The 17,378-nt window shown below is 44.3% G+C and carries 20 protein-coding genes; 4 read left to right on the plus strand and 16 right to left on the minus strand.

Translation table 11 applies throughout. The features are described 5' to 3' along the window. Positions 1-296 precede the first annotated feature (296 nt). Positions 297-1,880, plus strand: a complete 1,584-nt coding sequence (gene abc-f, locus IGI72_RS16305) for a ribosomal protection-like ABC-F family protein (protein ID WP_115232873.1) — start codon at positions 297-299, stop codon at positions 1,878-1,880. Between the two features lie 95 nt (positions 1,881-1,975). Here abc-f and IGI72_RS16310 read toward each other — a convergent pair whose 3' ends face one another. From IGI72_RS16310 to IGI72_RS16380, 15 genes are all read right to left on the minus strand, one after another. Further along, positions 1,976-3,436, minus strand: coding sequence for a peptide MFS transporter (locus IGI72_RS16310; RefSeq protein ID WP_005227746.1), 1,461 nt, complete (start codon positions 3,434-3,436; stop codon positions 1,976-1,978). Between the two features lie 357 nt (positions 3,437-3,793). After that, positions 3,794-4,978, minus strand: coding sequence for an acetate/propionate family kinase (locus IGI72_RS16315; RefSeq protein ID WP_005233419.1), 1,185 nt, complete (start codon positions 4,976-4,978; stop codon positions 3,794-3,796). Positions 4,979-5,002: 24 nt separating this feature from the next. Beyond that, a complete protein-coding gene (locus tag IGI72_RS16320) occupies positions 5,003-6,007 on the minus strand; it encodes a class I SAM-dependent methyltransferase (RefSeq protein ID WP_008382040.1) in 1,005 nt (334 codons plus the stop codon). A 167-nt stretch (positions 6,008-6,174) separates the two neighbouring features. Next, positions 6,175-6,546 (minus strand): competence type IV pilus minor pilin ComGG, encoded by a 372-nt coding sequence (gene comGG, locus IGI72_RS16325; RefSeq protein ID WP_015510479.1) that lies wholly within the window; start codon positions 6,544-6,546, stop codon positions 6,175-6,177. Further along, positions 6,509-6,934 carry a competence type IV pilus minor pilin ComGF gene (comGF, locus tag IGI72_RS16330; RefSeq protein WP_005227741.1) on the minus strand — a complete coding sequence of 142 codons (426 nt, stop codon included), beginning with the start codon at positions 6,932-6,934 and terminating at the stop codon, positions 6,509-6,511. Before comGF ends, comGG begins: the two co-directional genes overlap by 38 nt. After that, positions 6,924-7,238: a hypothetical protein gene (locus IGI72_RS16335; RefSeq protein WP_015510481.1), complete on the minus strand. Its 315-nt coding sequence runs from the start codon at positions 7,236-7,238 to the stop codon at positions 6,924-6,926. The genes comGF and IGI72_RS16335 overlap by 11 nt, the downstream gene beginning before the upstream one ends. After that, positions 7,219-7,692: a competence type IV pilus minor pilin ComGD gene (gene comGD / locus IGI72_RS16340; protein ID WP_034857584.1), complete on the minus strand. Its 474-nt coding sequence runs from the start codon at positions 7,690-7,692 to the stop codon at positions 7,219-7,221. The genes IGI72_RS16335 and comGD overlap by 20 nt, the downstream gene beginning before the upstream one ends. After that, a complete protein-coding gene (comGC, locus tag IGI72_RS16345; RefSeq protein WP_010749024.1) occupies positions 7,667-7,972 on the minus strand; it encodes a competence type IV pilus major pilin ComGC in 306 nt (101 codons plus the stop codon). The genes comGD and comGC overlap by 26 nt, the downstream gene beginning before the upstream one ends. Then, a complete protein-coding gene (comGB, locus tag IGI72_RS16350) occupies positions 7,969-8,997 on the minus strand; it encodes a competence type IV pilus assembly protein ComGB (RefSeq protein WP_438754804.1) in 1,029 nt (342 codons plus the stop codon). The genes comGC and comGB overlap by 4 nt, the downstream gene beginning before the upstream one ends. Next, on the minus strand, positions 8,951-9,913 hold the full coding sequence (comGA, locus tag IGI72_RS16355; RefSeq protein ID WP_438754806.1) for a competence type IV pilus ATPase ComGA: 963 nt from the start codon (positions 9,911-9,913) through the stop codon (positions 8,951-8,953). Before comGA ends, comGB begins: the two co-directional genes overlap by 47 nt. 88 nt (positions 9,914-10,001) lie before the next feature. Further along, on the minus strand, positions 10,002-10,658 hold the full coding sequence (trmB, locus tag IGI72_RS16360) for a tRNA (guanosine(46)-N7)-methyltransferase TrmB (RefSeq protein WP_015510485.1): 657 nt from the start codon (positions 10,656-10,658) through the stop codon (positions 10,002-10,004). Between the two features lie 57 nt (positions 10,659-10,715). Further along, positions 10,716-11,495 (minus strand): phosphotransferase family protein, encoded by a 780-nt coding sequence (locus IGI72_RS16365; protein ID WP_142965678.1) that lies wholly within the window; start codon positions 11,493-11,495, stop codon positions 10,716-10,718. Positions 11,496-11,599: 104 nt separating this feature from the next. Next, a complete protein-coding gene (locus IGI72_RS16370; RefSeq protein WP_438754808.1) occupies positions 11,600-12,811 on the minus strand; it encodes an ABC transporter permease in 1,212 nt (403 codons plus the stop codon). Further along, on the minus strand, positions 12,808-13,542 hold the full coding sequence (locus IGI72_RS16375; protein ID WP_005227728.1) for an ABC transporter ATP-binding protein: 735 nt from the start codon (positions 13,540-13,542) through the stop codon (positions 12,808-12,810). Before IGI72_RS16375 ends, IGI72_RS16370 begins: the two co-directional genes overlap by 4 nt. 78 nt (positions 13,543-13,620) lie before the next feature. Continuing rightward, positions 13,621-14,100, minus strand: a complete 480-nt coding sequence (locus tag IGI72_RS16380) for a hypothetical protein (protein WP_010749019.1) — start codon at positions 14,098-14,100, stop codon at positions 13,621-13,623. Positions 14,101-14,312: 212 nt separating this feature from the next. Here IGI72_RS16380 and IGI72_RS16385 point away from each other — a divergent pair, with 212 nt between their 5' ends. The 3 genes from IGI72_RS16385 to IGI72_RS16395 all read left to right on the plus strand — a co-directional run bounded on the left by IGI72_RS16385 (position 14,313) and on the right by IGI72_RS16395 (position 16,263). Further along, on the plus strand, positions 14,313-14,738 hold the full coding sequence (locus tag IGI72_RS16385) for an HIT family protein (protein WP_005227719.1): 426 nt from the start codon (positions 14,313-14,315) through the stop codon (positions 14,736-14,738). Then, complete coding sequence (locus tag IGI72_RS16390) at positions 14,739-15,113, plus strand: YtxH domain-containing protein (RefSeq protein WP_060792575.1); 375 nt, start codon at positions 14,739-14,741, stop codon at positions 15,111-15,113. A gap of 115 nt (positions 15,114-15,228) precedes the next feature. Continuing rightward, entirely contained in the window at positions 15,229-16,263 is a 1,035-nt protein-coding gene (locus tag IGI72_RS16395; RefSeq protein WP_005227715.1) for a peptidylprolyl isomerase, read from the plus strand. 170 nt (positions 16,264-16,433) lie between these two features. Here the strand turns inward: IGI72_RS16395 and IGI72_RS16400 are convergent, their stop codons facing one another. Further along, the gene (locus IGI72_RS16400; protein WP_026008117.1) at positions 16,434-17,378 is read right to left on the minus strand and encodes a 3'-5' exoribonuclease YhaM family protein; all 945 of its coding nucleotides are present in this window, start codon (positions 17,376-17,378) and stop codon (positions 16,434-16,436) included.

Consider the following 17,378-nt stretch of genomic DNA (forward strand, 5'->3'; position numbering starts at 1 on the left):
TTGAACTTTCTGATACTTTCAGGTACACTGAAAAGACAAAGACACAAAGGAGGGGAAACTACCATGATGCGCATGACTAAAATAACAAGTAATGAAAATTACCAACGATACCATATCGCATTTAGCCATGCAATTGGTTTTACAGTTGCTGTTGACGGGACGAGTCTGTCCAAAACAGTTACATTTACGTAAAATCAATGGCCATCTCAAGGTATTTTTCTCAAGAAAATCTGAGTTTAAATAACAATGGCCATGGGTATCCATGGCCTTTTTGAGTGGTCTCAAGGAGAGAGATCATGATTATACAAGCAATTGCTATTAAAAAAACCATCGGCGGGAATCCGTTATTTGAGGAGTTATCCTGCCAAATCGAAGCTGGGGAAAAAATTGCCCTAGTCGGCATCAACGGAACGGGCAAATCAACCTTTTTACAAATCTTGACTGGCAGTGAAGGCGTCGATAGCGGCGTTATCAGCCGCCAAAAAGGCTTGAGGATCGGGACGGTCGAGCAAGAGCTGACAGTTTCTGAAGCAACCGTTACCCACTACCTGCTCCATTCTGCTGCTACCATTCAAGAACTCAAGCAGCAAATGAGCCATTACGAAGCCTTGATGGCAGAACCCGATACTGATTTAGAGAAGTGTCTGATCCGTTATGGCGAGCTGCAGCAGCGCTTTGAAGAGCTGGGCGGCTATGGATTGGAAGACCGAATTTCTGCGATCTTACAAGGCTTAGGAATTCCCCATCGACAGAACGCACGCTTAACAGAGCTTAGCGGCGGTGAACGGGTCAAAGTCGCTTTAGCCAAAGTGTTAGTTGCCGATGCTGACCTGCTGTTACTGGATGAACCAACCAATCACTTGGATCTTTCCAGTATTCGCTGGTTGGAAAATTACTTACAGAATACGAAAAAAGCGGTTCTAGTCGTTTCGCACGATCGGCACTTTCTCGATCAAGTCACCACCAAGACCTGGGAACTGGAAGAAGGCGCCTTGGTTGAGTATCCTGGAAATTACAGCCGATTTCGTGTCTTGAAAGAAGCTCGCTTGGCGGAGCTGACCAAAAATTACGAACTGCAGCAAAAAGAAGTCCAGCGGCTAAAAGTCATGATTCGTCGGTTTCGTCAGTGGGGCCATGAAGGAGACAATGAATCCTTCTTCAAAAAAGCCAAAGAATTGGAACGCCGCCTAGCGAAACTTACGCTGGTCAAACCGCCAGCGCCCCCGAAAAATCGGCTGCAAGGCTTGGCAAATGGCGGAAAATCAGGCAAAGAGGTGTTCATCGTTCGCGACTTGCACCAGCAATATGCCGATCAGCTCCTATTCAAAGACAGTAGTTTTGCAATCTACCGTGGGGAGCATCTAGCCATCATTGGCGACAATGGTACTGGAAAATCAACCTTACTCAAATTACTTCTCGGTGAGGAGCTTCCTAGCGGCGGCACTATCAAGCGCGGCAGCAGCTTACAAATCGGCTATTTGCCCCAACAGCTGCAGTTTGCCGATCCTGAGAGTCGCTTGTTGGCCTACGTACAGACGTTGACAGGAAACGAAGAGGCTGCTCGTCGGCAATTGGCCAAAAGTGGGTTTTATCAAAGTGATGTGGCCAAACGAATCAAAGATTTATCTGGTGGTGAAAAAATCCGTTTGGCGTTACTGAAACTCTTTTTAGAAAAAATCAACGTCCTGATTTTGGATGAACCAACCAATCATCTCGACAGCTATGCCCGAGAAGAAATTGAAGAAATGCTGCAAGATTATCAAGGGACCCTGTTGGCGGTCAGCCATGACCGCTACTTTTTACAGCAGCACTTCCAAGAAGCCCTGGTCATTGCACAGCAGCAGATCACGCGCCAGCCATTGAGCCCCTTGATTGATTAAGAGATTGATTCGCAACAAAAAAACTTGATTTTCCTACCGTATGCATGGGTTGTTCAATCCATGCATAGGCGGAAAATCAAGTTTTTATTTTTTGATCAATGAATGTTGCCGATCAAGTTGCGGATCGGTTTTCTAGCTAAATACAAGATGATACCGACAACAACGGCTACTCCGCCGACGATGCCATAGTACATCCCTTCTGTTTGCGGTGTGTAGAACCGAGCGATTTGCGCATTGATGGCTTGTGAAGAAGCGTCTGCTAACAACCAAATCGCCAAGGTTTGTGCTTCGAAGGCTTTCGGCGCTAGTTTGGTCGTCACCGACAGGCCCACCGGTGAAAGACACATTTCCCCTGCAATCATAATGAAGAAGCTCAATACCAACCATAATGGGCTGACCCGTTCTTCTACTCCAAACAAGAGGCTTGGCAGCATTAGCAATAGAAAGGACAAACCGGCTAAGACTAAACCGATGGCAAACTTCACTTCTGTCCGTGGCTGACGAGAGCCTAGTTTGGTCCACAACCAGACAAAGACAGGTGTCAATAAGACGACAAAAAGTGGATTTAAGGTTTGATACAAACTTGCTGGAATATTGATGCCGAATAACGTTGATTGCGTACGGTCAGCGGCAAACAATGCCAAGATCGATGAGCCTTGTTCTTCCAATGACCAAAAGACGATCGCTGACAAAAACAGCGGAATGTAGGCCAACACTTTTTTCTTTTCATCTGGTGTGACATCTTTCGAACGGAGCATTTTGGTAAAGTAGTAGATCGGTAAGAAAATACCTAGAACACTGATAAAGTTGATGAAGAAATCCACCGTCAGATGGCCAGTTGCAGCTGCTGCGCCAAACAACACTGCCAATGCGAGAAGAACCAGAACGACTGCTCGGAAGAAGGTTTTCTTTTCGGCTGCCGATAAGGGATTCGTTGGCGCGATCGCTACACTTTTCAACGTGGTTTTTCCTTGCACATAATACTGCACCAAACCGATGAACATCCCGATAGCAGCAATCGAAAAGCCTAAGTGGTAGTTGACCTCTTGTCCTAAGATCCCGACGATGATCGGTGCTAACAAGCCGCCAATATTGATCCCCATGTAGAAAATCGAGAAACCAGCATCCCGACGGATATCGTCTTTGCTGTATAAATGCCCCACCATACCCGACACGTTGGATTTCAAGAGTCCGGTTCCGATGACGATCAGCATCATGGACACAAACAACGCTGGAATCCCTAAAGGTGTTGCCAAAACGATGTGTCCTAACATGATCAAGATCCCACCATAAAAGACGGATTTATTTGATCCTAACAGACGGTCCGAGATCCAGCCGCCAACAATACTTGACATATACACTAAGGAACCGTAAATCGACATGATCGCCACAGCCGTTCCTTTTGGCAACCCTAAGCCGCCGTTGGCAACTGCATCGTACATGAAGTACACCAAAATCGCCCGCATACCATAATAACTGAATCGTTCCCACATTTCCGTGAAGAATAAAGTCGACAGCCCTCGCGGCTGACCTAAGAATGTTTTTTCTTTTTCCATATGTAATGGCCCCTTATAAAAATTAATGAAAATAAAATAGCGGAATTTTTCTGAAAATTCACAAATGCCAGTTTATTCCCATTTGGCAACTTTTACAAGGGTATTTCCCTGAGAACACCTTGTAAAAAAGGAGGGAAATTTAAATTCAAATGAAAGCAAAATGAGAAGCCCTCCACCTAGGTGCAGTATGAGCCAATTTTTATATGTATAATTATTAAATTATCTGTTTAAAAAATTAGAAAATGGTCTTCACCAATTTTTCTCTCTAGCCCCATTTTGCGGACTTTCCTACAAAAAAACACATGCAAGCATTTCCCTTGCATGTGTTTCAGCTTCTATTCTAAGGAAGGTTTTCGCTTAGCCGCGTAAACGTTCCACATCGCGAGCGATCATTAATTCTTCATCTGTTGGGATCAAAAGTACTTTGACTTTTGACTCTTCAGTTGAGATCACTAATTCTTCGCCGCGTTTTGCATTTTGATCGGCATCTAATTCGCAACCAAACCAAGTCATGCCTTTGATAACTTCGCTGCGGACGTGGGCATCATTTTCACCGATACCGGCAGTAAAGACGATCGCATCAACACCGTTCATGGTTGTGACATAGCCACCGATGTATTTACGGATGCGGTCAGTAAAGACGTCATAAGCAACTTTGACTTCTTCTTTGTCATAGTTTGCTTCTAGATCGCGCATGTCGCTGGAAATACCAGTTAAACCTAATAAACCAGATTTTTTGTTTAAAACATCCACCATTTCATCGATATTCAAATCTAATTTTTCCATTAAGTAAGGCAAAACAGCAGGATCGATGTCACCTGAACGTGTGCCCATCGTTACACCAGCTAATGGCGTGAAGCCCATTGATGTATCTACTGATTTTCCGCCGTCAACCGCAGTGATCGACGCACCGTTCCCTAGATGGCAAGTGATGATTTTTAATTCTTCGATTGGTTTGCCTAACATTTCTGCTGCACGCTCAGAAACATAACGGTGGCTTGTACCGTGGAAGCCGTATTTACGTACTTTAAATTCGTTATAGTACTCTAATGGCAAGCTGTATAGGTAATTGTGTTTTGGCATCGTTGCATGGAAAGAAGTATCAAAAACAGCGACACTGATGATTTCTGGCAAGATTTTTTTGAAAGCAGTGATCCCCATCAAGTTTGCTGGGTTGTGTAATGGCGCAAATTCAGCCAATGCTTGGATGCGTTCCATCACTTCGTCTGTGATCACAACTGAATCAGGGAAATCTTCTCCGCCGTGAACGACGCGGTGACCGACGCCAGTGATTTCATCATAGGCACCTAAAATGTTTAATTCGATCAGTTGATCCAATAACATTTTTACAGCTACTTCGTGATCGTTGATGTCGATGATTTGTTCGAATTTTTGATCTTCCCCATATTTGATGGTAAAGATAGAATCTTTCAAACCGATTCGTTCAACGATTCCTTTAGCGACAACTGTTTCCTCTGGCATTTGATATAATTGCCATTTTAAACTTGAACTTCCAGCATTGATTGCGATTGTTTTTGACATGATGATCTCCTTATCCGAATTATATTACAGATTTGCTGCTTTCCAAGCCGCAAATTGTTCAAAAAGTTTTGTGATGTTCTTTGGTTCTTTCAGTGAGGCTAGCTTGACCAGCAAGACTTCGTCTGCTTGTTTGCTTGTCCCTCCATGGTTTTGTAAAAGCAAAATACTTTTACGTGAATGTTCATTTTTAAAGAGTTCTTCAGGAAGCTGAATCATTCCTTGCAAATAAACCTTTTCTTTCAGCCATTTTTTCAAAAATTCACTCTGTTCCGTTTCCAAGAAGTTGCTTGGTACTAAGAACAAACCGTAACCGCCAGCTTTGACATAGTTCATCGCTTGTTCCATCAACAAATGATGGGCGTAACTGTGCCCTTCTGGAGCCGCCGTAATGAAGCTGCGGGCTTTGTCATCTTGTGGGTAATAGCCCACCGGTAGATCGCTGATCGCCAGATCCATCGGTTCGATCAAAAGCTCTTGCAAGCCATCTTGATGGAACAAATGCAAGGGCGCTTTGGTCCATTCGCCAGTCGCAGCTGCGATCGCCAACAAGGTTTCGTCAATATCCACACCGGTTCCTTCTACTGGACGCTTCGCTAATTGCAGATTCAGCAAGACTGTCAATAAGAGATTCCCCATGCCTACCGATAAATCAAGAAGTTTCACTGGTTGGTCGGCACTACTCAACTGCTCGATCAAATAGACGAATAAAAACCCAAGACTATCTGGTGTCAGTTGGTGATTGGCCTGCAGGCGTTCCGTTTGGCTGCCTTTCAACAAAACCAACTGCGCAAGCTTGCGTTTTTCTTCTGCCGATAGTTCCATTGCTCGAATTTCTTGATAGATGGTTTCTAAACGAGCAGCAGTTGCTTCATCTGGTACCCCATCGATCACGCGAACTTGGTATTGATCAACAAAATTTTCGATCGTCTCTACGTAAGCATCAAAAAAAGACGTTTCCAATGCGTTTTGAAGCAGTTGGATCGCTTCAACGGTCAAATGAAAAGACGTTTCCATTTTTTCTGCGGACATCTTGCACCTCTTTTCAAAACTATAACAACATATATACCTGTTTAATTTTAGCCGATTCATCCAAAATAATCAATCGCTTTCGTTTAGAATAATTTGTGAAGCTGTAAACATTCTTTTTCTATTTCTGTATGAAAAAGGATGGTCGAAACAACCATCCTTTTCCTGTACTATTCTTCTTGGTCATCTGTGTCTATTTCAGGCTCTTCTTCAGGTAACAAAAAGGTAAATGTAAAGCGGCGGCTTTTGACATGGCACTCGATCTGTAAGAGTTGTCCTTGCCGTTCATAGGTCAACTTTCCTACATTATAAAGTCGTGACCCTTGATCTGCCAATTCGTTTTGCAAGAATTCCGCATGAAACAGTTCGCTCATGATGCGGGCTTCATAGGTTTCAATGGTTTTTGTATAAAAAAGGGCTGTTGTGCGGCTGTTTTCTAACACTAGCAATAACATCAAGCTCAACAGCTGCACAAACAACAATGCTGTGAGTAAAATACCGCCTTTATGCCGCCTCTTGTGTGTGAATTTTCCATTGTCCAATTTTCTGCTCTCCATTCTCAAAGGAAACGGTAAAGCGGATCGCTGCGCCAATTTTCTCAAAAGACACATCCGTTACTTCTGTCAATAGTGGTTGATACCCATTGTTGTCCCGCTTTCGCAGCACGCGATTGATGCGATCGATGGTGACCGAATTGTTTTGACTGCTTCGCAAATACAGTGTGGTCTCACTGACCGATAGATAGGTACAGGTACTTAATTCCCGTTCCAGCTGAAACAAAAACACATGCCATTCTTGATCTTTGCGAGCCATGATCTGCTGATTGACGGGTGCGAGGTGCTTAACGATCCCGCTGATCAGCAATAAGCAGATCGCCAATACCCATAAAGACAACAGACACTCCAACAAAGTAAAGCCTTTACTCTTCATACACGATCTCCCAGAGCTGCTCGCAACTTTGGATGCGTGCTTGTTGATGCTGCGCTGCTTGCCAAAAGCGAACTTGATAGACTGCCTGACGCTGCGTCGTGTAGGTAATGGTTGACGCATCAAAGGAGTGGTTCTGGACTTCTTCATACAGCACCCGCAGCATTTGGGCTTTTTCTTGCAATGCCGCACTTTGCGTCAGTGAAGCGGTCTGCATTGCTAAAAACAGTAACACACAAGTTGCCAAGACCCCAAAGCCAATCAGGCTTTCTGCTAAGATGAACCCACTATTCAACGATTTTTTCATAACGGCCACTCCCAAATAAAAACTTATAGCTGATGGTTTGCTTTTTCTCCTGCCAATAGAAAATGATCCTTCGCAGACTGCTGTTGTTGCCGGATTGACTACTAAAAAGAATATCGGGAAACGCCTGCATCGCTAGTTGAGGAGGAACGTCGATCTTGGTGACTGGCTCAGTTGCAGCGCCGTAAAATGAAACAGTTGGTGTTGGCTCTGCTTGATAGATTGCTCGGGTTTGTGTGTTATCGATGATGGCCGATTGCTGCAAGGTATAGAGTCCTTTTTCTAAGCGAGCACAAAAGCCGAAAACTTCCGCAGAGCGTTGATAGTACTCGATAGCCACGACGGGGAAAAAGAGAAAGAGACTACTGACCAAGAGTACCAAGAGACTTTCCATCAAGGTAAACCCAGAAAATCCCCTAGTGCCATTGTTCTCACTTTCCCTGCTCATAAATCGCATATTGTTCCTCAGATACATACCCTTCTGCAATCAATTCTTCTTTCGAAGGCACCCGATCTTCATTTAGACGAAAGAGTTCGATCTGGGTTTCCACTACTTTCACGATCGCCGCATTTCCTTTCTCATCAATGATTCCTCTTTGATTGGCAAGATTTGGGACAAACAACAAAACCAAAATACTGATCACTAATAAAACGACTAGCATTTCAACCAATGTAAAGCCTTTTTTGACACGCCAAATCCCCTGCTTGCGAGGAGATGCTACTTTCTTTTCTATCATTCGATCACTCCTTGGATATTTCCATAGATTGGTAAAAACATAGCGGCATAGATCCCAACGATCATTAAAGCAACCAACAAAAAAATCAGAGGCTGGACCCAGTGAATGGCTTTTTCGATTCGTTGAAACAAGCGTTCCATCAATAATTGACTGTATAAAAAAAGCTCTTCTCCTAACTTTCCTCGTACTTCTCCTTGAAAGACGATCAAAGAAAATTCGGGTGTGAGAAACGAGAAATGACGAAGTTTTTCTGGGAGTTCGCCCCCAAGTGTCAAGGTCACTCGCAGTTCTCGTGCTAATTCTTGGATCAAGGTAGCTTTATTGGTGTGCTCCATACACTCAATGATCTGTTGGATATCTAACCCTTGCTGAAACAACTTGCCCCATTCCAATGCGAAAAAACTCGTGTGATAACTCGTGTAAAATGCTCCGAACAATGGCAGGTGGCTGAAAAACACAGCTTTTTGCAAGGCAGTGCGGCGGGCAAACACCCAGCGGCTGATCACAAAAAGCAGCACACTTAACAACAAGAAGAGGATAAGTACTGCTGGTGCCCAAGTGATGGCGCGAATGCCCCAATGACCTTCGTCGATCATGCCAGAGGCTAGCAATTGGGGCAATAAAAAGCGGTGCATCCCAAAAAGCGCAGCTATTAAAAAGACCAGTAACAAAAGCGGATAGGCAGCTACTTTGTACAGCAGCTGTTTTTGCTTGTTGACCAATTTATGGTAGTCGACCATCCGCCGCAAGGTCGCCGTGAGATCCCCATGACTTTCTGCTAAATGAAGCTGACTTTTTTCAGTAGCCGATAACGACAACGGCGCTACCGCTGCTGCAAAGCTTTGCCCTTGGGCGAGATGGACAATTAGCTGTTCGATCACAGGTTCAGAAAACTGGCGGCTGCGCAGCAGCACTTGGAGGCTTTCTTGTAGGGAAAAGCCACTCTCCAATAACACCGTGAAGGTGACTAAGAGGGCTTCAGTTGCACGGCGTGGTAGCTGGAGCTTCTTTTTCATAAACTTCATCGCTGATCCACCCACTTTCTTTCACTTGTTTTAATACGTGCTGCCACTGTTTTTCCACTTGCCCCTCATAAAAGTGATATGCCAGCAATCCATGAGGTTCATTCGCTTCATTTGGCAACAATCGCTGATAAATGATCCCTTGCAGCGCATGTGCCAGACGATCGTCTGTCCCGAGCAATTCCAGCAGCCGCGTCTTGGTTTCTGCTACACCTCGGGCATGGATCGTGGCAAATACTCGGTGACCTGTCAGAGCGGCTCGTACAGCGGCTTGCGCCGTTTCTTTGTTACGAATCTCGCCGATCAAAAGCAGGTCTGGACGATGCCGCAAGGACAAGCGAATCAATTCATCATAGTCTTGTTCGATCTTCAAATTGGTTTGCAGCTGTAAAAAGCGCGGCTCCTCGATCTCCACAGGATCTTCGATGGTAATGATTTGCCCCTTGGTTGCCCGAGCTAATTGATACATGAGGGTCGATTTCCCTGAGCCAGTGGGACCAGAAAACAAATACAGCCCTCTTTGTTTGGTTGCCTGTTGGATCTGCTGGACGTCTTCTGCAAAAAAATAGCGCAGGTGCTCCTGAGTCAAAGGATAAAGAAACCGCATCACGAGACTTTCACGCCCTTGGTAATCACCGACTGCGGAGATGCGCAGCCGCTGCAGCTGATCGCCTAACGGATAACTGACTGCTCCTAACTGAGCTTTGCGTCGTTCTCCCACCTCCATTCCTCCTAAAAATTTGAAGCGAGTGATCAGCTGCTGGGCTTCTTCGTTGGTCAGTACTTGATAGGTCTTTCTGAGATAGCTTTTACTGAAAATCACCTCCATCTGTGTACCGCTCGGCAAAATGGCCAGATCCTGCATGCGTTCTTGTCTGCCATAGTGAATCAACTCATCTGAGAATGCTTGAATATCCACGACTTATCCCTCCTAAAAAGAAATACGCAAGCCTTTTGAGAATAGAAAAAAAAGACGAAGCAAATTTGCTTCGTCTTTCGTCACTTCTTTATTCCTGCGGGTCTTTTGCCACAAATTGGGCTTCCACCCGATAGATTCGCTGCCCGCGGCTTGAGAATTTTTCTTCATATTCCGTCATGATATTGTTCTCAAAGGTACTGTTATGCAGGTCCAACCAAACTTGTTTGATGATCATGCCATATTGAGAAAAGCTCGCTAAGGAATACTCAAACAATCCTTGGTTGTCCGTTTTGAAATGGATTTCGCCATTAGGTCGTAAAATTTGCTCGTCCACCGCTAAAAAGGCTTTAGAAGTCAAACGGCGCTTCTCATGCTTCTTCTTAGGCCATGGATCAGAAAAATTCAAATAGATCTGGTCTACTTCATTGTCTTCAAAATAGTTGGTCAAAGCCGAACCATCCACATGCAGCAGCTGCAAGTTTGGGATCTCCTGCTCGATCATTTTATCCAATGCGATCGAAACGACACTGATCTGCATCTCTACCCCAATATAATTGATTTCGGGATGAGCTTTCGCCATTTCCGTAATAAATTGACCTTTTCCCATGCCGATCTCGATGTGTAGCGGATGATCATTGCCAAAGCGTTCATGCCAACGCCCTTTCCATTCGGTAGGCTCTGCAACGACGTATTGTGGATGAGCTTCAATCAGCTCTTTTGCACCTGCACGTTTTCTTACTCTCATGTTTCTTCCTTTCCGAAAAAACAAGATGGAACCAAATTGCCTCGCTCCATCTTCTCTTCATTCACTATAAATTCGTTTTAATTGTAAAATCTCTGCATTCATGGCTTTGTAATCGCCCCGCAGATAATATTTTTTGACCTCTTGCAGCATACTCAACAATGCATACCAATAATTTTTTTCGATCACTTCGCTGCTGCTATGGATACCGTAGCGCACCAGCCAATGGGACCAGCTGGATAGCGGCACATAGTGACCTAAAATAGTCCCGATATCGATTGCTGGATCTGCAAACATCACGGAATCCCAATCGACTAAATACAAATAGTTTTGACAAACCAGCCAATTTCGATAGTTGACATCGCCATGGACGACCGCGGCTTTTTGCTCGTCAAAAGCTGGAATATTGGCTTTTAAATACTCGGTGACCAAATGAATAAAACGGTTTTGAGCCACCGCAGAAGGCAGCTGATCTTGATAATCCATCAGCATTTGTTCAGGCGATCTGACTTGTCCGCCGATTTTGCTTAACATCTGTGCCAGCGTTTTTGAATGATGCAAGTGATACAACACATCAATGACGTCATTTCTTTGGCCGATCTCATCGGGATCTAAGACCCGTCCATCCAGCCATTCTTGTGCGGAGAGCGTATCCCCATTTCCCGTCCGTTTCGTCCAGACGAGTTTGGGTGCAATGCCCTCTTTAGAGAGTGCCGCAAGCATCGGGGTCGTATTTCGTTTGATAAAGACTTTGTCGTTGTCCTTGAGCCCGATATAGGCTTTCCCGGTGTCGCCTTTGATCGGCCGCATACGCCAATCTTGATCCAAGCGAATATCCATCCTAGCTTCTCTCCTTATTTCGCAGTACCTCTTATTCTAGCTTCCTAAAGGGTCGCCGTCAAGCGCATATGCGTTCGCTTTTTGTAAGAGAGGTTTCCTGAGGATCAGGCGTGCATTTTCTTTAATCGCCCTGGCAAGTAGATGCCTAAAAAAAGACCCGCAAAGAGGAAGAAGCCCACAAAAGCGATGCCCCCTTGCCAAACAACGGACAAGCGCAAGCAACAGATCACGCCGAAAAAAACAGTCGTCACAAGCAAAAGTGACCCGATAATTTTTTTGATTGCTGCGGCTTTTTGTTTTTCTGGCACGGGATACAAATGGGTCAAAACCATGTATTGAAATTCATTGATCAAAGGGATCAGTTGGAAACCGATCAGATAAAGAAACAAGCAGCCGATCAGCAGACTGATCCAAAGCTCATCGACAAAGAATAAGACGAAGCCACCAATCAAGGATAAACGGACATAAAGACCGCCGTATTGCCCACCACGAATCACTCGGCGCAAGTAAAGATAAAGATACGTATTGCTTTGGGCTGGTTTGATCTTTGCCAGCAACCAGTCGAGGTATTTGCGTCGTTTGGCTTCCGTCGTGATTTGGGGAACATCTGTAAACAAGTTGATAAACCGATAGATCCGTAATAAGCGCGATTGCTCGGCTTGGATCATATAGTCCCAATCCAAGAGCTGACGATTAGATTTCACGCCAAAGAGGAACCAGATTGCTTGGAGGATGCTGATCACCAACCCTAGCCAAGGTGCTACATAAATACTGGCAAGTGTGGCAGCTAACGCACTGGCGAACCAGATTCCTCGCTGCTGTTTGACTTGCTGCTGTGTTTCTTGATACAACCGAATCCGCTGCAGTGAAAGATCCCCCAGTTTTAACAGCCACATCATTCCTAAAAAGAAGGGAAAGGAAGCAAATGTACTGTTTGCGGTGACCACGACTAAAGGCATCGTTGCTCCTACGGCTAAAAATAAGACCCCAAAGGGCAGCCAGAGGGAATAACGCAGGGCTTGACTGAGGTAACTTCTCATTTGCCCTTCTTTGGCTAACAGAAAAATCAAATCTGCCGATTTCGTCAGTGTCGCTAAGCGTCCCAGCGGTAAAACGAAGAGCCAAACAGCGACCACGATGATGCCGCCTAATGGAAACGGCCGCGGCAATGTTTTTAGCAATTCTGAATAATACAGCCCCAGACCTCCCACTAAGAAGGTGCTGATCAAAGCAAAATGATCATTGAAGACATAGCGCAAATAGCGTGTCATCTGTTTTTGATGCCGCTGTAAGCGTTGCGAGAAAAACTGCTTCATGCTTGACTCTCCTTTGTCAGTGCGAGGTACAGATCATCAAGGGAGGCTTCTGGTGCTTGAAATTGGCTTCTTAGCTGCGCCAATGTCCCTTGTGCGCGGATCTCACCGTTATGCAGTAGGATGAATTTGTCACAATACTTCTCTGCGGTTGCTAAAATATGGGTGGACATCAAAATTGATGCCCCGGTTTGTTTCATCTCATTCATCAGTTCCAATAACGCATTGATCGCTAAAGGATCTAATCCTAGAAAAGGTTCATCAATGATGTAGACGCTTGGCTCAATCAAAAAGGCACACAGCACCATGACTTTTTGTTTCATTCCTTTTGAGAAGTTTGCTGGGAACCAATCGAGTTTGTTTTCTAAGCGAAAGGTTTTTAACAAACGCTCCGCTCGCTTCATGGCTTCTTCTTGCGGAAGGTCATAGGCCATCGCTGTCACTTCAATGTGCTCTCTTAAGGTCAATTCTTCATATAAAGATGGGGTTTCGGGAATATACCCGATTTGTTTGCGGTATTGCTCTGGGTTTTCCTTTAAGGTCAAGCCGTCGATCGTGATCGTCCCGCTGTGAGGTTGCAGTAACCCGATGATTTCTTTGATCGTCGTACTCTTCCCCGCCCCATTCAAGCCAATCAGACCAACGAGCTCACCATCGCCGATCGTAAAATCAATATTTTTTAAGACTGGCAGCTGGTTATAACCGCCTGTCACATTCGCTACTTGTAAAGTCATTCTTTTCCTCCGATTCGCCTAATTACGGCTTTCTGTCAACGTAGGCTCTTTTTTTCAATCCGCTAGCAAAATCGTTGCTTATTTTTCTTTATTCGTGACTTGTAAGATAAATTCGTTTTCTCCCACTGTAATGGTTTCTTGCGGCAATTCTTGGCTGCCAAAGCGTTCTTGCCACAGTTGTGCATCACTCGCTGGAAAAATGACCATTTGGATCGCACCGGCGGCAAGACGGGTGGTAAAGGCTTGAACAGCAGCAGGTTCAGCATAGGAAACCAGACTGATCCTCAACTCTTCTTTTTGATACCCTTGGTCGATCGCCCAGGTCTCAATGGCTGTCTCCAATTCACTTTGCACCGTAGGGTCCATCGCTGTTTCAGTGACGATGGCGGCATTGACTACTTCTTCTTTTGGGCGCGTTAGCGAATAGGTGATCGAACCTGCGAACACCACAAAAAGCGTGATCGCAATCAACCATTCTTTATAGGCATAAGCCAAGTAGCGGAGCTTCGCTGAAGTCGTTGTTTTTTTCTGTAAGGTTTCTTTGATGATCGGTTTCATAGGTTCCTTCTTTCCAATTGATTTCTGATATTAAGTCTAGGGTTGTTGGAATCTAAATGCAAGCGTTTCTCGCTCGCTTTTCGCATTTCTTTAAAAAAGCGCCTTTGTTGAAGGAACAGTTGCCTTGTTCCGACTTTTTCAAAGAGGAAACCAGACGAAAAAAAGCAAAATATGGTAAAGTAGAGGTAATAGATCAAGGAGGTTTTTTTACAATGGAAAATTGTATTTTTTGTAAAATCAACAATCGTGAGATCCCTAGCTACAAAGTCTACGAGGATGAGCAAGTTTATGCCTTTTTAGATATTTCCCAAGTCACCCCTGGTCATACATTGGTGATTCCCAAAACCCATGTGACGGATATTTTTGAGTACGATGAAACGTTGGCAGCAGCGGTTTTTGCCCGCATCCCTAAGATTGCTCGGGCGATCGAAAAAGCATTCCCTGAGATCGAAGGCTTAAATATCATCAACAACAATAAAGAATTGGCGTACCAATCGGTCTTCCATTCCCATGTCCATTTGATTCCTCGTTACAGCAAAGACGATGATTTCAAGATCCATTTTGGCAATCACGCAGACAATTACACGGGGGAAGAACTAGCGGCAATCGCCGAAAAAATTGGAAAGCAGGTGGACTAAATGATCGGCAATTTTCTTAAAGGACTATTATTCGGGTCCATCGCCGGCGGCTTAGGCGGTTTGCTTTTTGCACCGAAGAGCGGCAATGAAACCCGTGAAGAATTGATTCGCTATTTAGATGACACGACAGAAGCGACCTTAGAATTCAATGACAGCGTCAAACAGCTAAAAGATGCCGTAATGGTGACCCGCAAAACGATCGACGAAACGATCCCTGTTGTTACGGAGTCTTTCACGAAAGATTTGGAAGCCTTCAAATTCCAAGCCCAACCGCGCCTTGCTCGGATCAAGACCCAAATGGAGCAATTGAATCAACACATTACGACGATTCAAGCCCAAAGCGCAGCGGATGACAAACAAATCGAAAATTTGTAGTTTTTATGAATTTTGTTTGAAACATCCACTGTTTTCTTCCCAACCATTTCTAGAAGTGGTATAGTAGGTGCAGTGATTATTATGAATCTTTTTAGAATTAGGAGTGCTTAAACGAATGAAGAAAAAATTACTTTTAGTAGCAGTCAGTGCAATGAGTCTTTTTGCATTAGCGGCTTGTGGAAACTCAAGTGAGGAAATCGCAACAATGAAGGGCGGTAAAATCACTGTTCAAGATTTTTATGATAAAGCAAAAACAAGTTCAGAAAACCAACAAGCGTTGCGTCAAATGATCGTCTTAAAAGTCTTTAATGAAAAATACGGCGATGACGTGACTGAAGAAATGATCGACGAACAATTCAACAACGTGGCTGAACAATACGGCGGTAGTGATTCTTTTGAATCAACCTTGACTGCTTCTGGTTATACGGTGAAATCTTACCGTGCAGAATTGAAAGAACAGCTTGCGTTACGTGAAGGCTTAAAAGCCAACATGGATATTACTGATGAAGAAATGAAAACTGCTTGGGATTCTTTCCACCCAGAAGTAGAAGCACAAATCATCAAAGTAGCAAGTGAAGATGATGCCAAAGATGTCTTAGAAGAAGCGAAAAAAGATGATGCTGACTTTGGCGAAATCGCTAAAGAAAAATCAACGGATGCAGCAACAAAAGAAGATGGCGGAACGATCAAATTCGATTCTACGTCAACTGCTGTGCCAAACGAAGTGAAAACAGCCGCTTTTGATTTAAAAGATGGTGAAATCTCTGAAGTGATCTCTGCAACCAACACGTCGACTTATACGACGGAATACTATATCGTGAAAATGGTGAAAAACCAAGACAAAGGCAACGATATGGATAAATACAAAGATGAATTGACTGAAATTGCTCAAAACACGTTGTTGAATGATTCAACCTTTATGGCAGCAACGATCGGTCAAGAATTGCAAGCAGCCAACGTGAAAATGAAAGACTCTGACTTAGCAGATTTGCTTTCTGATTACATCACAGCTGCCGAAACAGAAGATTCAACTGCTGACTCTTCTGCAACGGATGCAACAGACAGCTCTGCAGCAGATTCTTCTGCTACTGAGGCAACCGATGATTCTACTGCAACAAGTGAAAGTGCTACAGATTCTTCTGCTGAATAAACGAAAAAAGAAGTGCCGTCATAGCGGTGCTTCTTTTTTTGTGCCGCTTAGATTTCTATCTACGATTCAACTGCTTTTTCCAGCAGCTAAAAAAACCACGCTAAGCAAGCCTAGCGTGGTTTTTGTTCTTTCTATCATTCACTTTGATCGATCAAGCTGCAACATCACTGCTACACTTCTTTCGGTACATAAAAACTCCGATTGTCCATGCCAAAAATTCGGTCTGTGTATTGACCAGGTTCTGTCAGGCGGATCGAGGTCAGCATCATTTGCATGGAAGCATCCAAATTATCGATCTGATGGAGGATCTCCGCTTCCATTATGCGGGGCCGAACAGGTGACCCATATTCTAACAAGCCATGGTGGGCTAAGACCATATGCCGCAAAACAACGATGTCTTCTTGTTTGTCATCAAATTTCAAAGCAATACAGGCTTGCGTGATTTCTTCATCCACTAAGACCAAATGCCCTACTAGATTCCCCGCTAAGGTATACTCTGTCGTCATGGGACCTGTCAACTCGATCACTTTTCCTAAATCATGTAAAATAATGCCCGCATACAGCAGTGACGCATTTAATTCAGGGTATTCTTTGACGATCGCTTTTCCTAAGCGCAGCATAGTTGTCGTATGATACGCCAATCCACTGGCGAAGGCATGGTGATTGCGCTTCGCAGCTGGAAAATCAAAGAATTCCTTTTTATACTTGTTCAACAAGAAACGGACGATGCGATTCCAGTGAGGATTTGTGATCTCAAACAAGGTTTGACTGATTTCTTCTTCCATCTCTTCTTTTCGCAAGGGCGCTTTTTCCATGTATTGGCTTGGTTCGTGGGGTTCTTCCGGCTTCGCTAAACGCAAATGCATGATTTTGACTTGCGGATTGCCTTGGTAAACTTCTCGTTTCCCATCTAGTAGTACCACTTTCCCGGGTTCAAAACGGGCGATTTCTTCATCTGATGCATCCCAAAACTTTCCATCGATCGTGCCAGATGTATCCTGAAACGTGAAGGCAATAAACTTTTTGCCGTTTTTCGCGATCCGTACATCGGCATTTTTGATCAGTAAGAAAAGTTGAAACGTTTCATCAACAGTTAATTCACGAATTTTTTTCAT

This window comes from Enterococcus sp. DIV1059_2 (genome assembly GCF_051713685.1).
Taxonomy (GTDB): Bacteria; Bacillota; Bacilli; order Lactobacillales; family Enterococcaceae; genus Enterococcus_D; species Enterococcus_D casseliflavus.

Bases quoted from the DNA above. Each gene is read 5' to 3' on its own strand.
- IGI72_RS16400 (WP_026008117.1), bottom strand. From the start codon at position 17,378: ATGAAAAAAATTCGTGAATTAACTGTTGATGAAACGTTTCAACTTTTC.
- IGI72_RS16370 (WP_438754808.1), bottom strand. From the start codon at position 12,811: ATGAAGCAGTTTTTCTCGCAACGCTTACAGCGGCATCAAAAACAGATG.
- IGI72_RS16315 (WP_005233419.1), bottom strand. From the start codon at position 4,978: ATGTCAAAAACAATCGCAATCAATGCTGGAAGTTCAAGTTTAAAATGG.
- IGI72_RS16335 (WP_015510481.1), bottom strand. From the start codon at position 7,238: ATGAAAAAATCGTTGAATAGTGGGTTCATCTTAGCAGAAAGCCTGATT.
- comGF (WP_005227741.1), bottom strand. From the start codon at position 6,934: ATGAAGAGTAAAGGCTTTACTTTGTTGGAGTGTCTGTTGTCTTTATGG.
- trmB (WP_015510485.1), bottom strand. From the start codon at position 10,658: ATGAGAGTAAGAAAACGTGCAGGTGCAAAAGAGCTGATTGAAGCTCAT.
- comGB (WP_438754804.1), bottom strand. From the start codon at position 8,997: ATGAAGTTTATGAAAAAGAAGCTCCAGCTACCACGCCGTGCAACTGAA.
- IGI72_RS16365 (WP_142965678.1), bottom strand. From the start codon at position 11,495: ATGGATATTCGCTTGGATCAAGATTGGCGTATGCGGCCGATCAAAGGC.
- IGI72_RS16380 (WP_010749019.1), bottom strand. From the start codon at position 14,100: ATGAAACCGATCATCAAAGAAACCTTACAGAAAAAAACAACGACTTCA.
- IGI72_RS16320 (WP_008382040.1), bottom strand. From the start codon at position 6,007: ATGTCCGCAGAAAAAATGGAAACGTCTTTTCATTTGACCGTTGAAGCG.
- IGI72_RS16385 (WP_005227719.1), top strand. From the start codon at position 14,313: ATGGAAAATTGTATTTTTTGTAAAATCAACAATCGTGAGATCCCTAGC.
- IGI72_RS16395 (WP_005227715.1), top strand. From the start codon at position 15,229: ATGAAGAAAAAATTACTTTTAGTAGCAGTCAGTGCAATGAGTCTTTTT.
- IGI72_RS16390 (WP_060792575.1), top strand. From the start codon at position 14,739: ATGATCGGCAATTTTCTTAAAGGACTATTATTCGGGTCCATCGCCGGC.
- comGC (WP_010749024.1), bottom strand. From the start codon at position 7,972: ATGATAGAAAAGAAAGTAGCATCTCCTCGCAAGCAGGGGATTTGGCGT.
- comGD (WP_034857584.1), bottom strand. From the start codon at position 7,692: ATGCGATTTATGAGCAGGGAAAGTGAGAACAATGGCACTAGGGGATTT.
- abc-f (WP_115232873.1), top strand. From the start codon at position 297: ATGATTATACAAGCAATTGCTATTAAAAAAACCATCGGCGGGAATCCG.
- IGI72_RS16375 (WP_005227728.1), bottom strand. From the start codon at position 13,542: ATGACTTTACAAGTAGCGAATGTGACAGGCGGTTATAACCAGCTGCCA.
- IGI72_RS16310 (WP_005227746.1), bottom strand. From the start codon at position 3,436: ATGGAAAAAGAAAAAACATTCTTAGGTCAGCCGCGAGGGCTGTCGACT.